19 protein-coding genes and 1 riboswitch are annotated in these 15,820 nt (G+C 40.0%); of the genes, 15 read left to right on the top strand and 4 right to left on the bottom strand.

The genetic code is table 11. From position 1 onward, the window contains the following. The first annotated feature begins 24 nt into the window (after positions 1–24). The 5 genes from ABXS78_RS11065 (at position 25) to ABXS78_RS11045 (ending at position 4,284) form a co-directional block, all read left to right on the top strand. The gene (locus tag ABXS78_RS11065; RefSeq protein ID WP_366249925.1) at positions 25–996 is read left to right on the top strand and encodes an iron chelate uptake ABC transporter family permease subunit; all 972 of its coding nucleotides are present in this window, start codon (positions 25–27) and stop codon (positions 994–996) included. Further along, entirely contained in the window at positions 993–2,024 is a 1,032-nt protein-coding gene (locus tag ABXS78_RS11060) for an iron chelate uptake ABC transporter family permease subunit (protein WP_366247277.1), read from the top strand. Before ABXS78_RS11065 ends, ABXS78_RS11060 begins: the two co-directional genes overlap by 4 nt. After that, a complete protein-coding gene (locus ABXS78_RS11055; protein ID WP_366249924.1) occupies positions 2,024–2,827 on the top strand; it encodes an ABC transporter ATP-binding protein in 804 nt (267 codons plus the stop codon). Before ABXS78_RS11060 ends, ABXS78_RS11055 begins: the two co-directional genes overlap by 1 nt. A 16-nt stretch (positions 2,828–2,843) precedes the next feature. Next, entirely contained in the window at positions 2,844–3,197 is a 354-nt protein-coding gene (locus ABXS78_RS11050) for a DMT family transporter (RefSeq protein WP_366249923.1), read from the top strand. Positions 3,198–3,435: 238 nt separating this feature from the next. After that, positions 3,436–4,284, top strand: a complete 849-nt coding sequence (locus tag ABXS78_RS11045; protein WP_366247276.1) for an STAS domain-containing protein — start codon at positions 3,436–3,438, stop codon at positions 4,282–4,284. A gap of 44 nt (positions 4,285–4,328) precedes the next feature. On the opposite strand, the gene ABXS78_RS11040 is transcribed toward ABXS78_RS11045, so the two are convergent. Both ABXS78_RS11040 and ABXS78_RS11035 read right to left on the bottom strand, forming a co-directional pair. Beyond that, the gene (locus tag ABXS78_RS11040) at positions 4,329–4,478 is read right to left on the bottom strand and encodes a hypothetical protein (RefSeq protein WP_366247275.1); all 150 of its coding nucleotides are present in this window, start codon (positions 4,476–4,478) and stop codon (positions 4,329–4,331) included. A 170-nt stretch (positions 4,479–4,648) separates the two neighbouring features. Further along, on the bottom strand, positions 4,649–5,629 hold the full coding sequence (locus ABXS78_RS11035) for an aldo/keto reductase (RefSeq protein ID WP_366247274.1): 981 nt from the start codon (positions 5,627–5,629) through the stop codon (positions 4,649–4,651). 180 nt (positions 5,630–5,809) lie between these two features. Here ABXS78_RS11035 and ABXS78_RS11030 point away from each other — a divergent pair, with 180 nt between their 5' ends. Beyond that, entirely contained in the window at positions 5,810–6,718 is a 909-nt protein-coding gene (locus ABXS78_RS11030) for an AraC family transcriptional regulator (RefSeq protein WP_366247273.1), read from the top strand. Positions 6,719–7,019: 301 nt separating this feature from the next. Here ABXS78_RS11030 and ABXS78_RS11025 read toward each other — a convergent pair whose 3' ends face one another. Then, a complete protein-coding gene (locus ABXS78_RS11025; protein WP_366247272.1) occupies positions 7,020–7,436 on the bottom strand; it encodes a MerR family transcriptional regulator in 417 nt (138 codons plus the stop codon). 246 nt (positions 7,437–7,682) lie between these two features. On the opposite strand from ABXS78_RS11025, the gene ABXS78_RS11020 reads away from it, so the two are divergent. Next, complete coding sequence (locus tag ABXS78_RS11020) at positions 7,683–8,723, top strand: NAD(P)-dependent alcohol dehydrogenase (RefSeq protein ID WP_366247271.1); 1,041 nt, start codon at positions 7,683–7,685, stop codon at positions 8,721–8,723. Between the two features lie 121 nt (positions 8,724–8,844). After that, positions 8,845–9,099, top strand: coding sequence for an HPr family phosphocarrier protein (locus tag ABXS78_RS11015; protein ID WP_366247270.1), 255 nt, complete (start codon positions 8,845–8,847; stop codon positions 9,097–9,099). Positions 9,100–9,646: 547 nt separating this feature from the next. Here the strand turns inward: ABXS78_RS11015 and ABXS78_RS11010 are convergent. Then, positions 9,647–10,282, bottom strand: coding sequence for a DUF1349 domain-containing protein (locus ABXS78_RS11010; RefSeq protein WP_366247269.1), 636 nt, complete (start codon positions 10,280–10,282; stop codon positions 9,647–9,649). Positions 10,283–10,450: 168 nt separating this feature from the next. After that, positions 10,451–10,546: riboswitch (guanidine-I (ykkC/yxkD leader) on the top strand. A gap of 67 nt (positions 10,547–10,613) precedes the next feature. On the opposite strand from ABXS78_RS11010, the gene ABXS78_RS11005 reads away from it, so the two are divergent. From ABXS78_RS11005 to ABXS78_RS10975, 7 genes are all read left to right on the top strand, one after another. Beyond that, on the top strand, positions 10,614–10,955 hold the full coding sequence (locus ABXS78_RS11005) for a multidrug efflux SMR transporter (protein WP_366247268.1): 342 nt from the start codon (positions 10,614–10,616) through the stop codon (positions 10,953–10,955). Next, the gene (locus ABXS78_RS11000; RefSeq protein WP_366247267.1) at positions 10,955–11,269 is read left to right on the top strand and encodes a multidrug efflux SMR transporter; all 315 of its coding nucleotides are present in this window, start codon (positions 10,955–10,957) and stop codon (positions 11,267–11,269) included. Before ABXS78_RS11005 ends, ABXS78_RS11000 begins: the two co-directional genes overlap by 1 nt. A 229-nt stretch (positions 11,270–11,498) precedes the next feature. Beyond that, positions 11,499–12,350 (top strand): MurR/RpiR family transcriptional regulator, encoded by an 852-nt coding sequence (locus tag ABXS78_RS10995; RefSeq protein WP_366247266.1) that lies wholly within the window; start codon positions 11,499–11,501, stop codon positions 12,348–12,350. A gap of 148 nt (positions 12,351–12,498) precedes the next feature. Further along, complete coding sequence (locus ABXS78_RS10990) at positions 12,499–13,170, top strand: RraA family protein (protein WP_366247265.1); 672 nt, start codon at positions 12,499–12,501, stop codon at positions 13,168–13,170. Between the two features lie 12 nt (positions 13,171–13,182). After that, on the top strand, positions 13,183–14,076 hold the full coding sequence (locus ABXS78_RS10985; RefSeq protein ID WP_366247264.1) for a DUF1932 domain-containing protein: 894 nt from the start codon (positions 13,183–13,185) through the stop codon (positions 14,074–14,076). A 46-nt stretch (positions 14,077–14,122) separates the two neighbouring features. Then, positions 14,123–15,466 carry a TRAP transporter large permease subunit gene (locus ABXS78_RS10980; protein ID WP_366247263.1) on the top strand — a complete coding sequence of 448 codons (1,344 nt, stop codon included), beginning with the start codon at positions 14,123–14,125 and terminating at the stop codon, positions 15,464–15,466. Positions 15,467–15,487: 21 nt separating this feature from the next. Further along, positions 15,488–15,739, top strand: a complete 252-nt coding sequence (locus ABXS78_RS10975) for a hypothetical protein (protein ID WP_366247262.1) — start codon at positions 15,488–15,490, stop codon at positions 15,737–15,739. Positions 15,740–15,820: the final 81 nt, after the last annotated feature.

The raw sequence follows: 15,820 nt of genomic DNA, 5'->3' as shown, positions 1-15,820 counted from the left end.
AAACGTAGCTACTATGCAATCATCATGTTCTTCTTCTTCCTACTGCTGTGTGTAAGTGTAGTAGCTTCACTGGTTTTCGGATCAAGATCTGTGACGATGGATGACTTAATGGCAGGGTTGTTATTATTCAGCTCGGATTCTTACGCTGCAGCTGTTGTCAGTGAAAGGATACCGCGAACGGTATTTAGTTTGCTTTGCGGGGGAGCGCTAGGTGTGTCTGGCGCTCTCATGCAAGCGGTGACCCGCAATCCACTGGCGGATCCCAGTATACTAGGGGTTAATACAGGTGCATCGTTATTTGTCGTATTAGGTATAGCATTTTTTAATATCAGTACAGCTGGTCAGTATATTTGGCTTTCTATATTGGGAGCAATCCTTACGGCTATCATCGTATATGGAATTGGTTCAATGGGGCGTACTGGCAATACGCCTCTTAAGCTTGTACTGGCTGGCGCAGCAACCAGTGCTATACTATCTTCCCTGATCAGTGCTATCATGCTGCCTAGATCTTTTGTGATGGATCAGTTCAGGTTTTGGCAAGTGGGTAGTGTGGGTGCTGCAAATTGGGATTTCATCGTAATATTTTTACCTTTTTTGGTTTCCGGGATCCTGCTGGCATTCATAATGGCACCCTCACTTAATGCTTTGCTGCTTGGAGACGAAATTGCAACTGGACAAGGAGTCCGCACGGGATTGCTGACATTGGTTTCAGCTTTTACCGGCGTCATCTTGTGCGGTGCGGTAACAGCATTAGCTGGTCCTATTGGGTTTATTGGTCTGCTGGCGACGCATTTGATGCGGCTCATCTTTGGGCCTGATCTACGCCTTATCATCCCCATGTCAGCTATTTCGGGGGCAGCTATACTAACAATTGCTGATGTACTTGGCAGATTAATAGGGAGTCCTGGTGAAGTGGAAGCCGGGATTATTACTGCTTTTATTGGTGCTCCTGTATTGATACTGCTCGCAACTAAACTGAAAGTGCGGTCACTATGATAAATAGCTCAACTACTATTATTAAACAAGGCAGAAAACGTCGATTCAGAAAATGGCTGATCATTAACATCCTGCTTGCAGCACTTGCTGTTGGACTTTGTATGGCCATGCTTCTATTGGGTAATACAATATACCCGATTACAGAGGTTTTTCAAGTGCTAATGGGTGAGAGAATCCCAGGTGCTTATTTTGCCGTTAATACGATAAGGCTCCCCAGGATGATAGCAGGTCTTTTTGCAGGCCTGGCTTTTGGAATGGGAGGACATATATTCCAAACAATGCTGCGTAATCCACTGGCCAATCCGGATGTACTGGGAATTACAACTGGTTCAAGTGCTGCAGCTTTGTTCAGTATACTTATTTTGCAAACGAGCAACACAGTTGTTTCTTTAGCTTCAGTAATAGCGGGACTAGTTACTGTCTTACTCATTTACCTGCTGTCATCAGGCAGTCATTTCTCCATTGGCAGGCTTATCTTGATAGGAATTGGTATTCAAGCTGCTCTTAGTGCTGTCATTTCCTATTTATTAATGGTTGGAAGTCAACAAGATTTGTCTGCTGCACTTCGTTGGCTAAGCGGGAGCCTGAATGGAGCTAAGATGGAGACATTATATCCGCTTATTTGTACAGTAGTGATTTTCGCTCCACTTTTAATTGTTTTAGGAAAGCATTTAGACATATTGGAGCTTGGGGAAGAGTCAGCGCTATCACTTGGACTGAGTACAAACAAAATAAGACTGCTTTTCATAGTCGGTGCTGTTCTTATGATTGCTTTTGCAACTGCTACTACAGGCCCAATAGCATTCGTAGCTTTCCTTTCAGGACCGATTGCAAAAAGATTAGTGGGAACCGGGTTTTCAAACGTTCTGCCTGCTGGTCTTATTGGCATCAACCTGGTTCTTGGAGCAGATTTGATAGGGCAATTTGCTTTTGAGGTCAGATATCCAGTTGGTATAATAACAGGATTGGTTGGGGCACCTTATCTGCTTTATTTACTAATTAGGATGAATCGGAAGGGATATTTATGATGAAATCAAATCACAAACTCCAAACGGAGCAAATTGCTGCAGGTTATGAAAATAAAAAGATTCTCCATGGGATTGATGTAGAAATTCCCAACAATCAGATTAACGTCATTATTGGGCCTAACGCATGCGGCAAATCGACATTGCTAAAGACGATGGCAAGACTGATCAAGCCAATAGCAGGAGAAGTCATTTTAGACGGAAAATCAATTCACAAGATCCCTCCAAAGAAACTCGCAAAAGTATTAGGCGTGCTGCCTCAGTCACCGATTGCACCGGAAGGTATTTCAGTAGCTGACTTAGTCGGCAGAGGCAGATTCCCGCATCAATCATTGTTAAGCGGATGGTCGGAAAAGGATTATCAAGCGGTCGAGGAAGCAATGGACATGATGGGAATCACTGAGCTTGCCAATAGACATATAGATGAATTGTCAGGCGGCCAAAGACAGCGCGTTTGGATTGCTATGGCATTGGCTCAGCAGACAGATATATTGTTCCTGGATGAACCAACAACGTTTCTCGATATCACGTATCAAGTTGAGATTCTGGACTTGCTTACCGATCTAAATAGAAGATTTGGGACGACGATTGTGATGGTTCTTCATGATATCAATCTAGCTGCTCGCTATGCAGATTATATCTTTGCACTGCGTAAAGGAGAACTAATAGCAGAAGGACGGCCATCTGATATCATTACAGATGAATTGATCAAAGAGATATTCGAACTTGACTGTACTGTTATTGAAGATCCGGTGTCTAAGTCTCCTATGATTGTGCCGCGTGGACGTTATCACGTGTTTAGTTAACCGTTTTTTTATAAATATGAGAAGAAAGGAGCACGCAATTACGCTGCTCCTTTCTATGTGTTTGTGTGTTAGTTTCAGCTTCATACATCCATCATGGAAGGTACAAGGGGATTGGACATTATCTTCTCTAGCAGCTGTGCTATTTGTCATCATTTTCGGTACAATTGTTGCTTTTTATTTCTATCTGGAAGGTACAACATACATTGCAGCATACAAAGTGAGTCTGCTGGCTTCTGTGGAACCATTGTCTGCAACATTTCTTTCTATCTTATGGTTTCATATTCCATTTGGATTAGCCGAGTGGATAGGCACGATATTAATTTTAAGTACTATTATGATCTTATCGATAGTGAAGGATGACAGGAAGTAGCAAGCATAAATTGCGTAAGCTAAAATCCGGAAAAGTGAGGAAATCACTTTGGAATAGTTTGGATTATTTGGTTCTACACGAGATTAATGGATAGTTCTGCGTAATTTTGTGACGAAATTAAGAGTGGAGAATGGCTTTTGGTTATCTAATAAGTGTATCTATTAGAGTATAATAGGCAATTGCTGTGACAAATGATAGAATGAAGTGTCGTACATATAAAAATCAGGGAGACGTTTCTATGGCAAATGAGAAAAAACTGCAAGTAGCTGCAGATAAAGAATTATATAACTTTCTTTGCGATAATATAGATAAATTGAATGATGCTTGGTTTGCAGGACTTAAAAAAACAGAGGGGGTTTATGGTTCTGATGATCAAGCAGTTATTGATGTATTAAAAGAACAAAATAAAGGTTTCCATACCCGTTTCTGTGAGTTATTTGATCCGGAAAATCCTCTATCTTACGAGCTATTCGAGGAATGGATAGTGGAGATATCAAAAGATGAGCAGCATTTAAATACATCGATAGATGATATTATTGATGAATTCAATAGAACGGAATCATTATATTTGGAGCTATTGGAAGACTTTGTGGCAGAACATGATTTATGCGGTAAGGAAACACTTAGTTATACGAGAAAGATTACAAGTGCTTTTAATCAAATCATTGTTTGGTTTACTAGAGAGAATGCAAAACAGGCTGAATTCAAGCTGGCTGCACAGCAAGCGATGATCCTGGAGCTTAGTACCCCAGTTATTTCATTGACTCCAGAAGTTGCACTGCTTCCCCTTGTAGGTGATATTGATACAAACAGGGCTAAGTATATGATGGATAATGTTCTATCGCAATGTGCGAAATTGGGAGTAGGTTACTTATTCATTGACATGTCAGGTGTGGTAATTATCGATACAATGGTTGCTCACCGTATATTTAATATAGTCAACTCTTTGAAGCTTCTGGGAGTAGAAACTATTTTATCTGGAATAAGACCTGAAATAGCGCAGACTGCAACGCAATTAGGAATTGGTTTTGATGTTAAAACTACGCATTCTTTAAAAGCTGCCGTAGATCGATATATATTGAAGTAAGACAGAAAGAAACTCTCCATTTTTCGTTTAATATAAATGGAGAGTTATTTTTTTGCTTTATATTGAATTGCTTCTTTTAAAAGTGCTATGTCTTGGTTTATATGTTTTTTTATAGATTCATCTGGACATCTTTCGAAATCATGCATTAGATTGGCAAGCTCTCTGTAGATTAATTTCTTTTCATTTAAGCGCATTTCTTGCCTTCCCCCCAACCTTAATACTTTGCCCTTTATTTGATTACCTCAAACCTTTATTTCTAATTGAGGGAAACTTTACATATTCCATTCCCCATCTTTTATTTATTTAAAATAAAAGCAATCCAATCTCCTATTTTATAAGATTGGATTGCTGCTTTAATAAATATTTAGTTAGGCCCAACTATGGAATGTGGTACATAAGGTTCTTCGAGAAAGGCGATATCTGCAGCTGTTAGCTTAAGTGATAAAGAACCTACAGCATCTTCAAGATGGGATATTTTCGTAGCACCGATAATCGGGGCTGTAATGTTTTCTTTTGAAAGCAGCCAAGCCAGCGCAATGTGGATACGAGGAACACTATGTTTCTCTGCCAGTGAGGCTACTCGTTCTGCCACCAATCTGTCTGCATCAGCAGTTGCATCATATTTGGATTTTTGGATTTGGTCCGTTTTGGAGCGATATGTTGTTTCTGCCCAATCACGTGTCAATCTTCCGGAGGCAAGCGGGCTGTAAGGAGTCACTCCTATTTTTTCTTCTTTGCAGAGAGGAAGCATTTCCCGTTCTTCTTCACGGTATAAGAGGTTGTAGTGATTCTGCATCGATACAAAGCGTGTCCAATTATTTTTCTCTGCTACGTGTAATGCTTTTTGGAATTGCCAAGCGTACATGGCAGAAGCACCGATATATCTTGCTTTTCCAGCTTTCACGACATCGTGCAATGCTTCCATTGTTTCTTCGATAGGGGTATTGTAGTCCCAGCGATGGATGATATAAAGGTCTATATAATCTGTGCCGACTCTTTTAAGGCTTTTATCAATTTCACTCATGATGGCTTTTCGGGAAAGCCCTGCACCGTTTGGACCTTTATGCATACGTCCGTGAACCTTTGTTGCTAACACAACTTCGTCGCGATTGGCATAATCCTTTAAAGCACGACCTAGGAATTCTTCACTGGTTCCCATCGAATACACATTAGCTGTATCAAAAAAATTGATTCCAAGATCAAGAGCTTTTTTTATGATAGTGCGACTTTGCTCTTCGTTAAGAACCCACTGATGAATCCACTTTTCTGCTTCACCAAAACTCATACACCCGAGACAGAATCTAGAGACATCCAAACCCGTATTTCCTAGTTTTATATATTCCATTTATATAATCCTCCTTTTATATTTTGTTCATTACTGTCTCTTAGATTGTCTCATATAGACTAATTAAACATGAAACCCATTCATATCAAGTTTTTGCCTGATCCTCTCAAAAGCCTTTCAAAGTAAAAAAATATCAATTAAAATGAACACATCTAAAATAGAAGGGATTGCAAATAAGACATGAGTAAGGATTCTGAAAAGCAGCAAGTACTGAGCAGACTTATCAGCAGACAAACCGGTCAAGATGGTGTTCATGCTACTTCTATCGAATCGTTATTTCTCATCCGCGAATCCTTGATCAGCGAACCTATAGCTAGAGTTAACGAAACTTCTTTTTGCATTATTGTCCAAGGAGAAAAAGAGGTGTGGCTGGGGGAAGAATGCTTTAGATATGGATCAGGCAATTATATCGTGGCATCTGTAGAGCTGCCAGTAACAGGGCAAGTCATTCATGCATCAAATGATTATCCCTATTTGGCCCTCAAACTTGAATTTACACCAAAAGAAATCTTAGAGATCCTTAATGAAACAGACACAAAATCCGGGAAGAAACGTGATACAAAACGAGCCATGTTTATCGGTAATTCAGACTCCTCTTTGTTAGATGCGGTAATTAGGCTAGCTAGTTTGTTAGACAGCCCGAAGCATATCCCGATACTCGCTCCATTATGTAAGAAGGAAATACTGTACTGGGTTTTGCAGGGACCAAATGGGGACGCACTTGAACAAATGGCTTTAGAAGGCAGCAATGCTGTCCGAATTAGTAATGTAATTGAATATATCATTTCTGACTTTGATAAATCTTTCCGAATAGAAGGTTTAGCGGAGATAGCGAATATGAGTATCTCTTCTCTTCATCGGCATTTTAAAGAAGTAACTTCAATGAGTCCGATTCAGTTTCAAAAGCAGTTGAGGTTGCAGGAAGCCAGGCGTTTGTTATTAGCTGAGTTACCGGATATAGCGGAAGCGGCTTTCCGAGTGGGATATGAAAGTCAATCTCAATTCACCCGCGAATATGCCCGGATGTTTGGTTTTTCACCTAGAGAAGATATAAAGAGACTTAGGGAGGATTCGGTGGAAAAAGTCTGAGGGTTGAAGAGAAAATACAAGCTGTCGAGGTCTTTCCGACAGCCTGTTTATCTAGTTAGTGTCTAATCCATACCTTACCAAGGCTGGCTGGTTGGTCCGACTGTGAATTCTTTATTCCTCCTTTGTGAATACGTTGAGTCTACACCCTAGAGTCAGCTCTAAAGCAAGAGAGAGGATTTCATATTTTTAAGAGAGCATTTGTTTAATCTGTTTTTGCTCTTAAGTTTTATGATGTCAGAAGGGAGCATTAGTTATATAAAAAAGAGCCATCTGTATTTAACAATACGGACGGCTCGTTCTATTAAGGAGCAGCTGGAATTTCAATTTTGTCGTTTTTATGTATATCTTCCGTTCCAGCTTCTAAGGCAGTTTTGTAATAAAAGCATTTATGCTCGATGAGTTTCATTGTTTCTTTTAATTCTTCCATTTGTTTTTCCACCACGGATTTTCGTTCCATAAACATGTCAAATCTCTGCTGCAACGTAACATCTCCATCTGTACACCAATCAATGAAGGTCTTTATTTCCTTTATCGGCATACCAGTTGATTTCAAGCATTCAATGATATTTAAATCTGCAATATCGGATTCTTTAAATAGACGCTGGCCACTTGCTGTACGTTCAACAAAAGGCATCAATCCTTCCTTGTCATAGTAACGCAAGGTGTATGCTGTAACATTTAATTCCTTTGCCGCTTCACTGATCGTATATGTCTTCATCGTAGCTCTCCTTTTCCATAAATATATAGACCTCGAGTTCACTCTATGAATAGGAAGGATTCTATCACAGGATTTCATGAACGTCAAAGTGAAGGAGGGTTGAATATATATAAAGTGATGAAAATATTTACTCAGATGCTTGACTTAGAGTTGACTCTAAAGATTACAATTGTTTACAAGAGAAGAAAGGATAAAGTCTGTCCATGTTATTCTCTGAAACTATAAACTTTATTGGAGGATTTCTAAATGGTTATCGCTAAAGCACGCGCTGTTGACGGTCCAGACAAACCCTTTAGAGCTGCTGAAATTGAAAGACGTGATCTTGATTTACATGACGTTTTAATCGAAATCAAGTTTGCCGGAATTTGCCACTCTGACATACATACTGCTCATGGAGAGTGGGGACCAGTAAACTATCCGCTTGTACCTGGACATGAAATCGCAGGGATCGTTACAGATGTCGGTTCAGAAGTTACTAAATATAAGATCGGTGACAGAGTAGGCGTCGGATGCATGGTTGACTCATGCGGAGAATGTGAAAATTGCGTAAAAGGGGAAGAGCAATATTGCCATAAAGGAAATATCCCAACTTACGCTGGCGTGGATAAATATGGGGAACCTACACAGGGAGGCTATTCTTCCCACATCGTTGTAACGGAAGAATTCGTTGTAAGTATCCCTGATAATATTGAACTTGATGCTGCTGCTCCGTTGCTTTGCGCTGGTATCACGACATTTTCTCCACTAAATCACTGGGGAGCTGGACCAGGTAAAAAAATTGCGGTCGTTGGTTTAGGTGGTCTAGGCCATATGGCTGTCAAAATTGCACATGCAATGGGTGCAGAAGTGACTGTTCTATCACAATCATTGAAGAAAAAAGAAGATGGTCTGCAATTTGGTGCGAGCAACTACTATGCCACAAGTGATCCAGAAACATTCGACAAACTTGCGGGATCTTTTGACTTAATTATTAACACAGTTAGTGCAAAGATCGATCTGAATGCATATCTCTCCTTACTAAATCTTGATGGCACTATGATTAATGTCGGCGCTCCAGCTGATCCGTTGTCATTAAACGTACAGTCTCTCATCGGTCATCGTCGCTCGTTTGCAGGTTCCTTGATAGGAGGAATCCGCGAGACACAAGAAATGTTGGATTTCTGTGCAGAACATAATATTGCTCCGGAAATTGAAGTGATAGCAGCTGACCAAATCGACGAAGCCTATCAACGAGTTCTGGCTTCAGATGTAAAGTATCGCTTTGTTATCGACAACAGTACGTTGTAACATTTGTAACTTTTAATCTTAAGGATGTCCCGTTGTACTGCTCTGGGACATCCTATTTTGATATGAAGCTAGTACAGGTAGTGATGAAACTTACGAAAAGTTCCTGAGGAAGGTGTAACTTATGCTGGTCACTAAAATAACAGTAAAACTTCACCGAGGATTACAGGCAAGGAACACTGCAATATTTGTTGATAAAGCATGTTCCTTTACTAGTGATGTAATCCTTTCTAAAAACGGGATGTCCAGTGATGGAAAGAAGCTCATGAGAGTGATGGATTTGAATGTTAAGGATGGTGATGAAATCACGCTTATGGTGAATGGGTGTGATGAGCATATTACTTTTGATACCTTAAAAAGCTTCCTTATAGATAAATAGAAATACCGGGCACATAATTTTGGGCTGAGTCAAAATGCAAATCAAACTGTGTCCTCAATAGAGATTCTCCAAGGTAAAAATAAAGACATCCGGATATAGCTTGCCTCAAACACAGCTGCAAGAGTTGACAAGCTAATGAATGTATATAAAAAGAACGATTTGAAACTAAGAAGTATTCGAAGCGTTCTTTTTTTATGTCTTCATGAAAGGAAGTCTCAGCAAGAAAGAATTGCTGTCACCTGCCAAAAAATCATGGAAGAAGATAAGGAAGTTGTTTTAGCCGTCTCTCATGGTGCGGCTTGCAGGAACCTTTATGAGGGATTGGGAACATAAAAGCGCTATTGTGCAGCAATATAAAGAATCAGGAATTGCTGTATTTTGAAATTGGGAAATCAGAATAGAGAATTTAAAACTAGTTGAAATCATGAATTATGATTTTAGTGACTTCAAAAATAAGCCGCTTCCTATTTAGGAAACGGCTTATTTAACGTTCTCCGTGTGTATTCTCATTGAAAAAGCTGCACTATGGCAGCATGGTTGACATTTATTATAAGTAAGCTTCGTTTGGGTCAGAAAGCTCTTCTATAGCTAGAAAATCAAAACGCACAGTCTGATCCTTACCTTGGGGGCTGCATGCAAATAATCCAGCTGCAATGGGGGAATCATCTGGAAGATCTAAATGAGCGATGCGCATTTGCATCCATTCTTCGCCATCCCAGGAAAAGTCGACATAACAATTTAGATTGATCCTCGATAAACGTAAGTATAAGTCAATCTCTTTATCCTTTACATATTGTGTTGACCAATCGGAATACCCTCTATTTGTAACTACTGCGCCAAGCTTACTCAAATTAGGTGTTATATATTCTAAGGAGGTTTTAACCCAGGTGTTTTTTGAGTGGCGAATCATTAATCCTGCATGGTCATACTTTGAATTTGGCATAGCTTTAACTTTTGTGGTCATTCTAAAGTTCTTATTTGTTTTTATATATAGAAAATGCCCGTTATCATTTTCAAAGCCATAATGTGTTTTTTGCCAGAAATCAGTTTCCTCATCGGTTTCTAAAACTAATTGGGAACTAGTAGTATCTATAGACCACTTACTCGGTTCATTATGCCATCGGAGTAAATTACTTAATTCTCTACTTTTGAATTTCTCATCTAAAAGAACTGATTTCACCATCTTGATTCCCCCAAATTTTTCATTTTTTAGCATCTTATTATGATTATACTTTCCCTGTCTCCAAGTTAGAATAGGGTAATATACTCTATTAACTGACCTGTCCATTTGATTCAATTATGACTTGATTTCTTAAGTAAGACCTTATACAATGTAGTGAATTGAATATTGCTAAATGTTTTCTAGGGTTCCGCAGCTTGGTTGGTCTGGTCCGAGAGAAAACTCACAGTATTCACTGTGTCACGGAAGGATAAAAGCCTGGGAGAAACTGTTTAACAGTTACTCCCAGGCTTTTTTCTTTTCATGGACAAACTAAAATTCGGAGGTGGAAGAATTGAACAAACATTGGTTCATGGTAATCATTGCGGCAGTTTTTGAAGTCTTATGGGTTATTGGATTAAAGCATGCAAGTGGTGTCTTGGAATGGATTGGAACTATAATAGCGATCGTGGTTAGCTTTTATCTGATGATTAGGGCTGGGCGCTATATACCTGTCGGGACGGTTTATGCTGTATTTGTAGGACTTGGAACAGCAGGTACCTTTTTCTCGGAAATTCTCTTCTTTGAGCAGCCATTCGTTCTTAATAAGTTCTTGCTTGTAGCTTTATTACTTGCAGGGGTCATTGGATTGAAACTAGTAACGAAGAGTCATGAAGCAGAGGGGGCAGAACAGTAATGGCGTGGACATTTTTAATTTTAGCAGGACTGTTTGAAATGTTTGGTGTAGCAATGATAAATAAACTGCATGAGGATAAAAGCTGGAAACCAGCAGTCTTCCTGATTCTTGGATTCGGTGCTAGCTTTCTCTTTCTTTCTATAGCGATGGAAAGCCTGCCTATGGGCACAGCCTATGCCGTGTGGACAGGAATTGGTGCTTCTGGCGGAGCGATTGTGGGGATGTTATTCTTTAATGAATCAAAGGATTGGAAAAGGATTTTGTTTATTGCCATGGTATTGGGGGCAGCAGTAGGATTAAAACTGGTTTCTTAAAAAGTCAGCTCCAAATTGGCATCCTCCCAGTTTGGAGTGGACTGCTTATTGTTGGGGATTTAATTAGGGAAGCCTGCGATGTACCGTTAACTTAGTATGAAATAAAACTACTCAAGCGGAATCCTGCTTTGGGAATTTTTTTATAAGTGTTATCATACAGGTAGGATTCATAATTGACGGTTGACGTAGGAAGAACTCATGTCATATCTCATCAGGAGCAGGTGATACATTGGAAGACCTAATTCATAGATTGCAAACCAAAGCATTCGAACTAACAGAAGCACAGCGGAGAATTGCTGATTATGTTGTACAGCATCCCATGGAAGTTGCATTTCTTACTGTTGACAAATTAGCTTCAACTGTAGGAACAAGTACAGCTACTATAATGAGATTTTCGGCAGCAGTTGGCTATTCCGGCTTTTCAGAACTACAGAGGGAACTTCAAGCAAACATGAAGCATAAAGCTGCTCCTCAAACTAGGTTAGAGGCCAATTTGAAGGATGCCGATAAAAGCGATCTTTTGCAGCAGCATGCTGAATTGCAATTAGAAAATATCCAATATTCCTTAGACAATATAGCTGAGAGTACTTTACAGGAAATAATAGAAAAGATAGCGGCATCAGATAATATTATATGTACAAGTGTGCGGAGCGGAAGACCGGTAGGAGAATACATATCATTTGGGATAAACAGGATTTTAGGGAATTGCAGGTATATTGATGCGGATAAAAGTGAATGGGTTGATGAATCCGTCAGTCTTACTTCGTCGGATTTAATAATAGCCGTGAGCTATCCGCGGTATGCTGAACGAATCGCAAATATGTTAGAAGTAGCTAAGTCCTGTGGTACTGAAATCATTCTGATTACCGATGGTTATTCTTCTCCAATGACAAAGTATGCTGATTTGATTTTACCTTGTTCTTCAGCGAGTGCAGCTTCTCATAATTCCATAGTGTCAGCCATTTTCATCGTAGACTACATTCTAAGTGCTTTAGCTATTAATTATCCTGAAAGAACCAAGCCTAGACTTGATAAAATCAATGAAATCCTTACAAAAATGAGTTACCACACAAAACGTTAATTGTGCGGTAACTCATTTTATTTTGAATGTTTTTTCGTGAAAGCGCTTTACCAAAATGGGATAGAATGGTATGATCGCGTTATCGGAGTAATATATATTACCTTAATTTTAATTTAAGTAATATTCGTTACGGAGGGGGAGCTTAGATATGGAAAGTGTATCGTTATTACCAAATGAACTGATCGAGCGAGCAAAAAAGTTGAATACAACACTTCTTGCCGATGTGATGGGCTGTACAGGTTCGATGGATTACCGCATCAAACCAGTAAGCTCTGGTATGGAATTTGTAGGAACAGCTATGACAGTGAGCTTAAGACCCGGAGATAATTTATTTCTGCATGAAGCTATCTATTCGGCAAGGAAGGGACTTGTATTGGTAGTCGATGGAAAAGGACACACAAATAATGCTTACTTAGGAGAACTTATGGCTAGTTCAGCCCAAGCCATTGGAGTAGAAGGTATTGTGATTGATGGACTTGTAAGAGATAAAAAAGCACTGGAAGAGCTGAAATTTCCTATATACAGTAAGGGGTTTAATCCGAATGGTCCTTTCAAAGATGGTCCAGGGGAGATAAATGAAGTCATCTCTTGCGGGGGTGTCCGTGTTGCGCCAGGTGATTTAGTTGTAGCGGATGATGATGGTGTAGTTATCGTACCAGTCGATAAAATTGACGAAGTACTTATGAAGGCGTCAGAAAAATTGTCTTATGAAAAAAAACGCCTGGAAGCAATTGTCCAGTATTCTTATCAGGAATACCCTGATCCAAAGTCTTTAGCACCGAAATGGCTGGAAAGTAAGATGAAACAATACCAAGAATAGGGGTTGAGAGATATGAAGTTAGGTTTTGTCGGGTTTGGAGAAGCTGCTTATGAAATGGCATCCGGACTGCATAGTGAAGGCATTGATAGATTCTATGCATTTGATCCACTTTTAGATGAATCGAATCTTTCCGAACGTATAAGAGAGAGAGCTTCCAAAGCAAATGTAGAGCTGCTGGCAAGTACTAATGAAGTATTGGATATATGTACAATTGTTATTGCTGCAGTACCTGCCAACAAGACGTTAGAAGCAGCACAATCACTAACCGATAGCTTTAAGGATGATTTGATTTATGTAGATGTATCTGCTGCGACACCAGAAATTAAGAAACAGGTGGCCAGTGTAGTAGAGGGTGGAGGCTCTTTGTTTGTAGATGCAGCGATGCTAGGGCCATTACCTGTTTATAAACATAAGGTACCAATCTCGGCAAGTGGAAACGGGACAGATTCATTTATAAAAAATTTAGCGGGATACGGCATGCAAATCACTAAAATAAGTGATAATCCTGGAGATGCTTCAGCTCTTAAACTTATAAGAAGCATCTATATGAAAGGTGTCGTTGGTTTGATGGTTGAATTTTTAGAAGCGGCTAAGACATATGGAGTAGAAGAACCGGCCATTCGTTCTATTAACGAAACAATGAATGCCAAGACTTTTATTGAAACAATGAATCGGCTTGTAACAGGAAGTGCACTTCACGCGCAAAGACGAGCAGTGGAATTGAGCGGTTCAATCGAGATGCTGCAGGAATCGAATTTAGATGCGAGTATGTCGATTGCTGCACAGAAGAAATTGGAACGTCTAGCTGATTTAAATATTTCCGAAAAATATAAAGGAAAAAAGCCAGACACTTGGGAAGAAGTCCTTGCGTTGCTAATGAAGGAAAACGAAGTATATCACACTTAGAATGTAAGCGTTTTAAAAAACAGAGACCAAAGGGGAGGGAGACCAAATGACGGGTTTTATCGCACTGGTTGTGTTTATAGCAGTTATTATCATCTGGAATGTAATAGTAAAGCGCAACATGGGTGAAGCGATGTTTCTAGGATTCGTTGCCACTGTTTTGTTTGGAGGAACTGAGGCTCCAAGATTATTTTGGGAAGGTTTAGTATTTGCCTCTACTTATGAAGTATTATACGCTGCTGTTGCCTTTGTTTTCATGGCTTTCTTAGTTGATCAGCTCAACTTGATTCAAGCTCTTTTACGTATATTCAACTCACTCATAGGAAAGCTGCCAGGTGGTGCAGCCTACATGAGTACGGTAGGTTCTGCTATTCTTGGCGCTCTTTCAGGATCCAATTCAGCCAATACCGCTACAACTGGATCAATTACTGCACAATGGATGATTAGATCCGGATGGAGCCGTGAGACGACAGCGACTATCCTGGCTGGTAATGGCGGTTTAGGCGCTGCATTGCCACCGAATTCTTCCATGTTCATCATGCTTGGATTTGCACCGATAGGAGCAGTGGTTGCCGAGGGTGACTTGTATATTGCTCTTTTGATCGGTGGTGCTTACCAAGTTATTTACCGGATGATTTTAGTATTCTTGCTCGTTAAGAAAAATGGTATCAAGGCTCTTCCATCAGAGGATATCGTTGGGTTCAGGGAAGCTCTTAAACAAGGATGGAAATCCATTTTTATATTCTTCGGTGCGTTGATTCCTATACTTGTCACTGTTGGTCCGCTTGCGGAAGCGATAGAAAACAACCCTAATATTGGACCAGAGGCAATGGATCAGATTTCATTGATTACTTGGATACCTATACTTATCATGATTATAAGTTTGATCATCGGCTGGAACAAAACACCTGGTTCGCTTGTGAATTGGTCACGGATGTTATCATCTGCTATACCTCAGTTTACGACGATTGGCGCGCTCATGTTATTCGCAGTAGCAGCCAGTGAAGTCCTCTCGCAATTAGGACTTGCGAATGATCTTAGTCAAATTACTTCTTCTCTTGATATACCAAAATGGCTGATGGTCCTTATGGTAGGTATATTGGTTACATTAGTAGCAGGACCGCTATCCTCTACAGCCACGCTTACAGCAGTTGGTTTAGTATCATTCTCTGCTTTAACTTCTGCCGGAGTAGACCCATTGGTGGCAGTAGTAGCCATACTGGCCTTCTCTTCAACTGAAGGGGCCTCACCTCCAGCTTCAGGATCGATATTCATTGCCTCCGGACTAGCAGGAGCAAGACCGGAAAAAACTTTCATACCATTAATCGTATATTACATGCTGCCAATAGTAGGAATCGGCTGGCTGATCGGCATGGAGATATTACCAGTATAAAAGGGATAGGAGTTGGTATAGATGCGTAAGCTTGCAGAACTGTTGTTTAAACTATTTCTTGTAGCATTCCTGGCATGCGGTACACTGCTGGTGTTTGGGCAGATTCTGGGCTTAATCCTGCAAAATGGAGACATGATCATCCAGAGCGCAGAATGGTTTAAGAATCCAACTATTATTTTGAGTGCCATATTCAGCCTTGTCGGCTTCACTTTGAACTACTTGCCGAAAGAGAAAAATATTGATGACCAAGATAAAAGTATGTCTGGCAGTTGATCCATGATACAGCAAAAAAGACCTGAGCTATAATGACTCAGGTCTTATTATTATTTGATGTGTATACCTGGGGAAGAATGG

Origin of the sequence: Terribacillus aidingensis, from assembly GCF_040703035.1 — a bacterium.
GTDB lineage: Bacteria > Bacillota > Bacilli > Bacillales > Amphibacillaceae > Terribacillus.
The sequence above is the reverse complement of the archived record's forward strand: the minus strand, read 5'-3'. Positions and strand labels throughout refer to the sequence as shown.

What these genes read in the sequence shown, in the direction of transcription:
- ABXS78_RS11015 (WP_366247270.1), top strand. Translation starts at nt 8,845, where the DNA reads ATGCTGGTCACTAAAATAACAGTAAAACTTCACCGAGGATTACAGGCA.
- ABXS78_RS11060 (WP_366247277.1), top strand. Translation starts at nt 993, where the DNA reads ATGATAAATAGCTCAACTACTATTATTAAACAAGGCAGAAAACGTCGA.
- ABXS78_RS10990 (WP_366247265.1), top strand. Translation starts at nt 12,499, where the DNA reads ATGGAAAGTGTATCGTTATTACCAAATGAACTGATCGAGCGAGCAAAA.
- ABXS78_RS11055 (WP_366249924.1), top strand. Translation starts at nt 2,024, where the DNA reads ATGAAATCAAATCACAAACTCCAAACGGAGCAAATTGCTGCAGGTTAT.
- ABXS78_RS11065 (WP_366249925.1), top strand. Translation starts at nt 25, where the DNA reads ATGTTCTTCTTCTTCCTACTGCTGTGTGTAAGTGTAGTAGCTTCACTG.
- ABXS78_RS11010 (WP_366247269.1), bottom strand. Translation starts at nt 10,282, where the DNA reads ATGGTGAAATCAGTTCTTTTAGATGAGAAATTCAAAAGTAGAGAATTA.
- ABXS78_RS11035 (WP_366247274.1), bottom strand. Translation starts at nt 5,629, where the DNA reads ATGGAATATATAAAACTAGGAAATACGGGTTTGGATGTCTCTAGATTC.
- ABXS78_RS11030 (WP_366247273.1), top strand. Translation starts at nt 5,810, where the DNA reads ATGAGTAAGGATTCTGAAAAGCAGCAAGTACTGAGCAGACTTATCAGC.
- ABXS78_RS11050 (WP_366249923.1), top strand. Translation starts at nt 2,844, where the DNA reads ATGAGAAGAAAGGAGCACGCAATTACGCTGCTCCTTTCTATGTGTTTG.
- ABXS78_RS10975 (WP_366247262.1), top strand. Translation starts at nt 15,488, where the DNA reads ATGCGTAAGCTTGCAGAACTGTTGTTTAAACTATTTCTTGTAGCATTC.
- ABXS78_RS10985 (WP_366247264.1), top strand. Translation starts at nt 13,183, where the DNA reads ATGAAGTTAGGTTTTGTCGGGTTTGGAGAAGCTGCTTATGAAATGGCA.
- ABXS78_RS11025 (WP_366247272.1), bottom strand. Translation starts at nt 7,436, where the DNA reads ATGAAGACATATACGATCAGTGAAGCGGCAAAGGAATTAAATGTTACA.
- ABXS78_RS11000 (WP_366247267.1), top strand. Translation starts at nt 10,955, where the DNA reads ATGGCGTGGACATTTTTAATTTTAGCAGGACTGTTTGAAATGTTTGGT.
- ABXS78_RS10980 (WP_366247263.1), top strand. Translation starts at nt 14,123, where the DNA reads ATGACGGGTTTTATCGCACTGGTTGTGTTTATAGCAGTTATTATCATC.
- ABXS78_RS11045 (WP_366247276.1), top strand. Translation starts at nt 3,436, where the DNA reads ATGGCAAATGAGAAAAAACTGCAAGTAGCTGCAGATAAAGAATTATAT.
- ABXS78_RS11020 (WP_366247271.1), top strand. Translation starts at nt 7,683, where the DNA reads ATGGTTATCGCTAAAGCACGCGCTGTTGACGGTCCAGACAAACCCTTT.
- ABXS78_RS11040 (WP_366247275.1), bottom strand. Translation starts at nt 4,478, where the DNA reads ATGCGCTTAAATGAAAAGAAATTAATCTACAGAGAGCTTGCCAATCTA.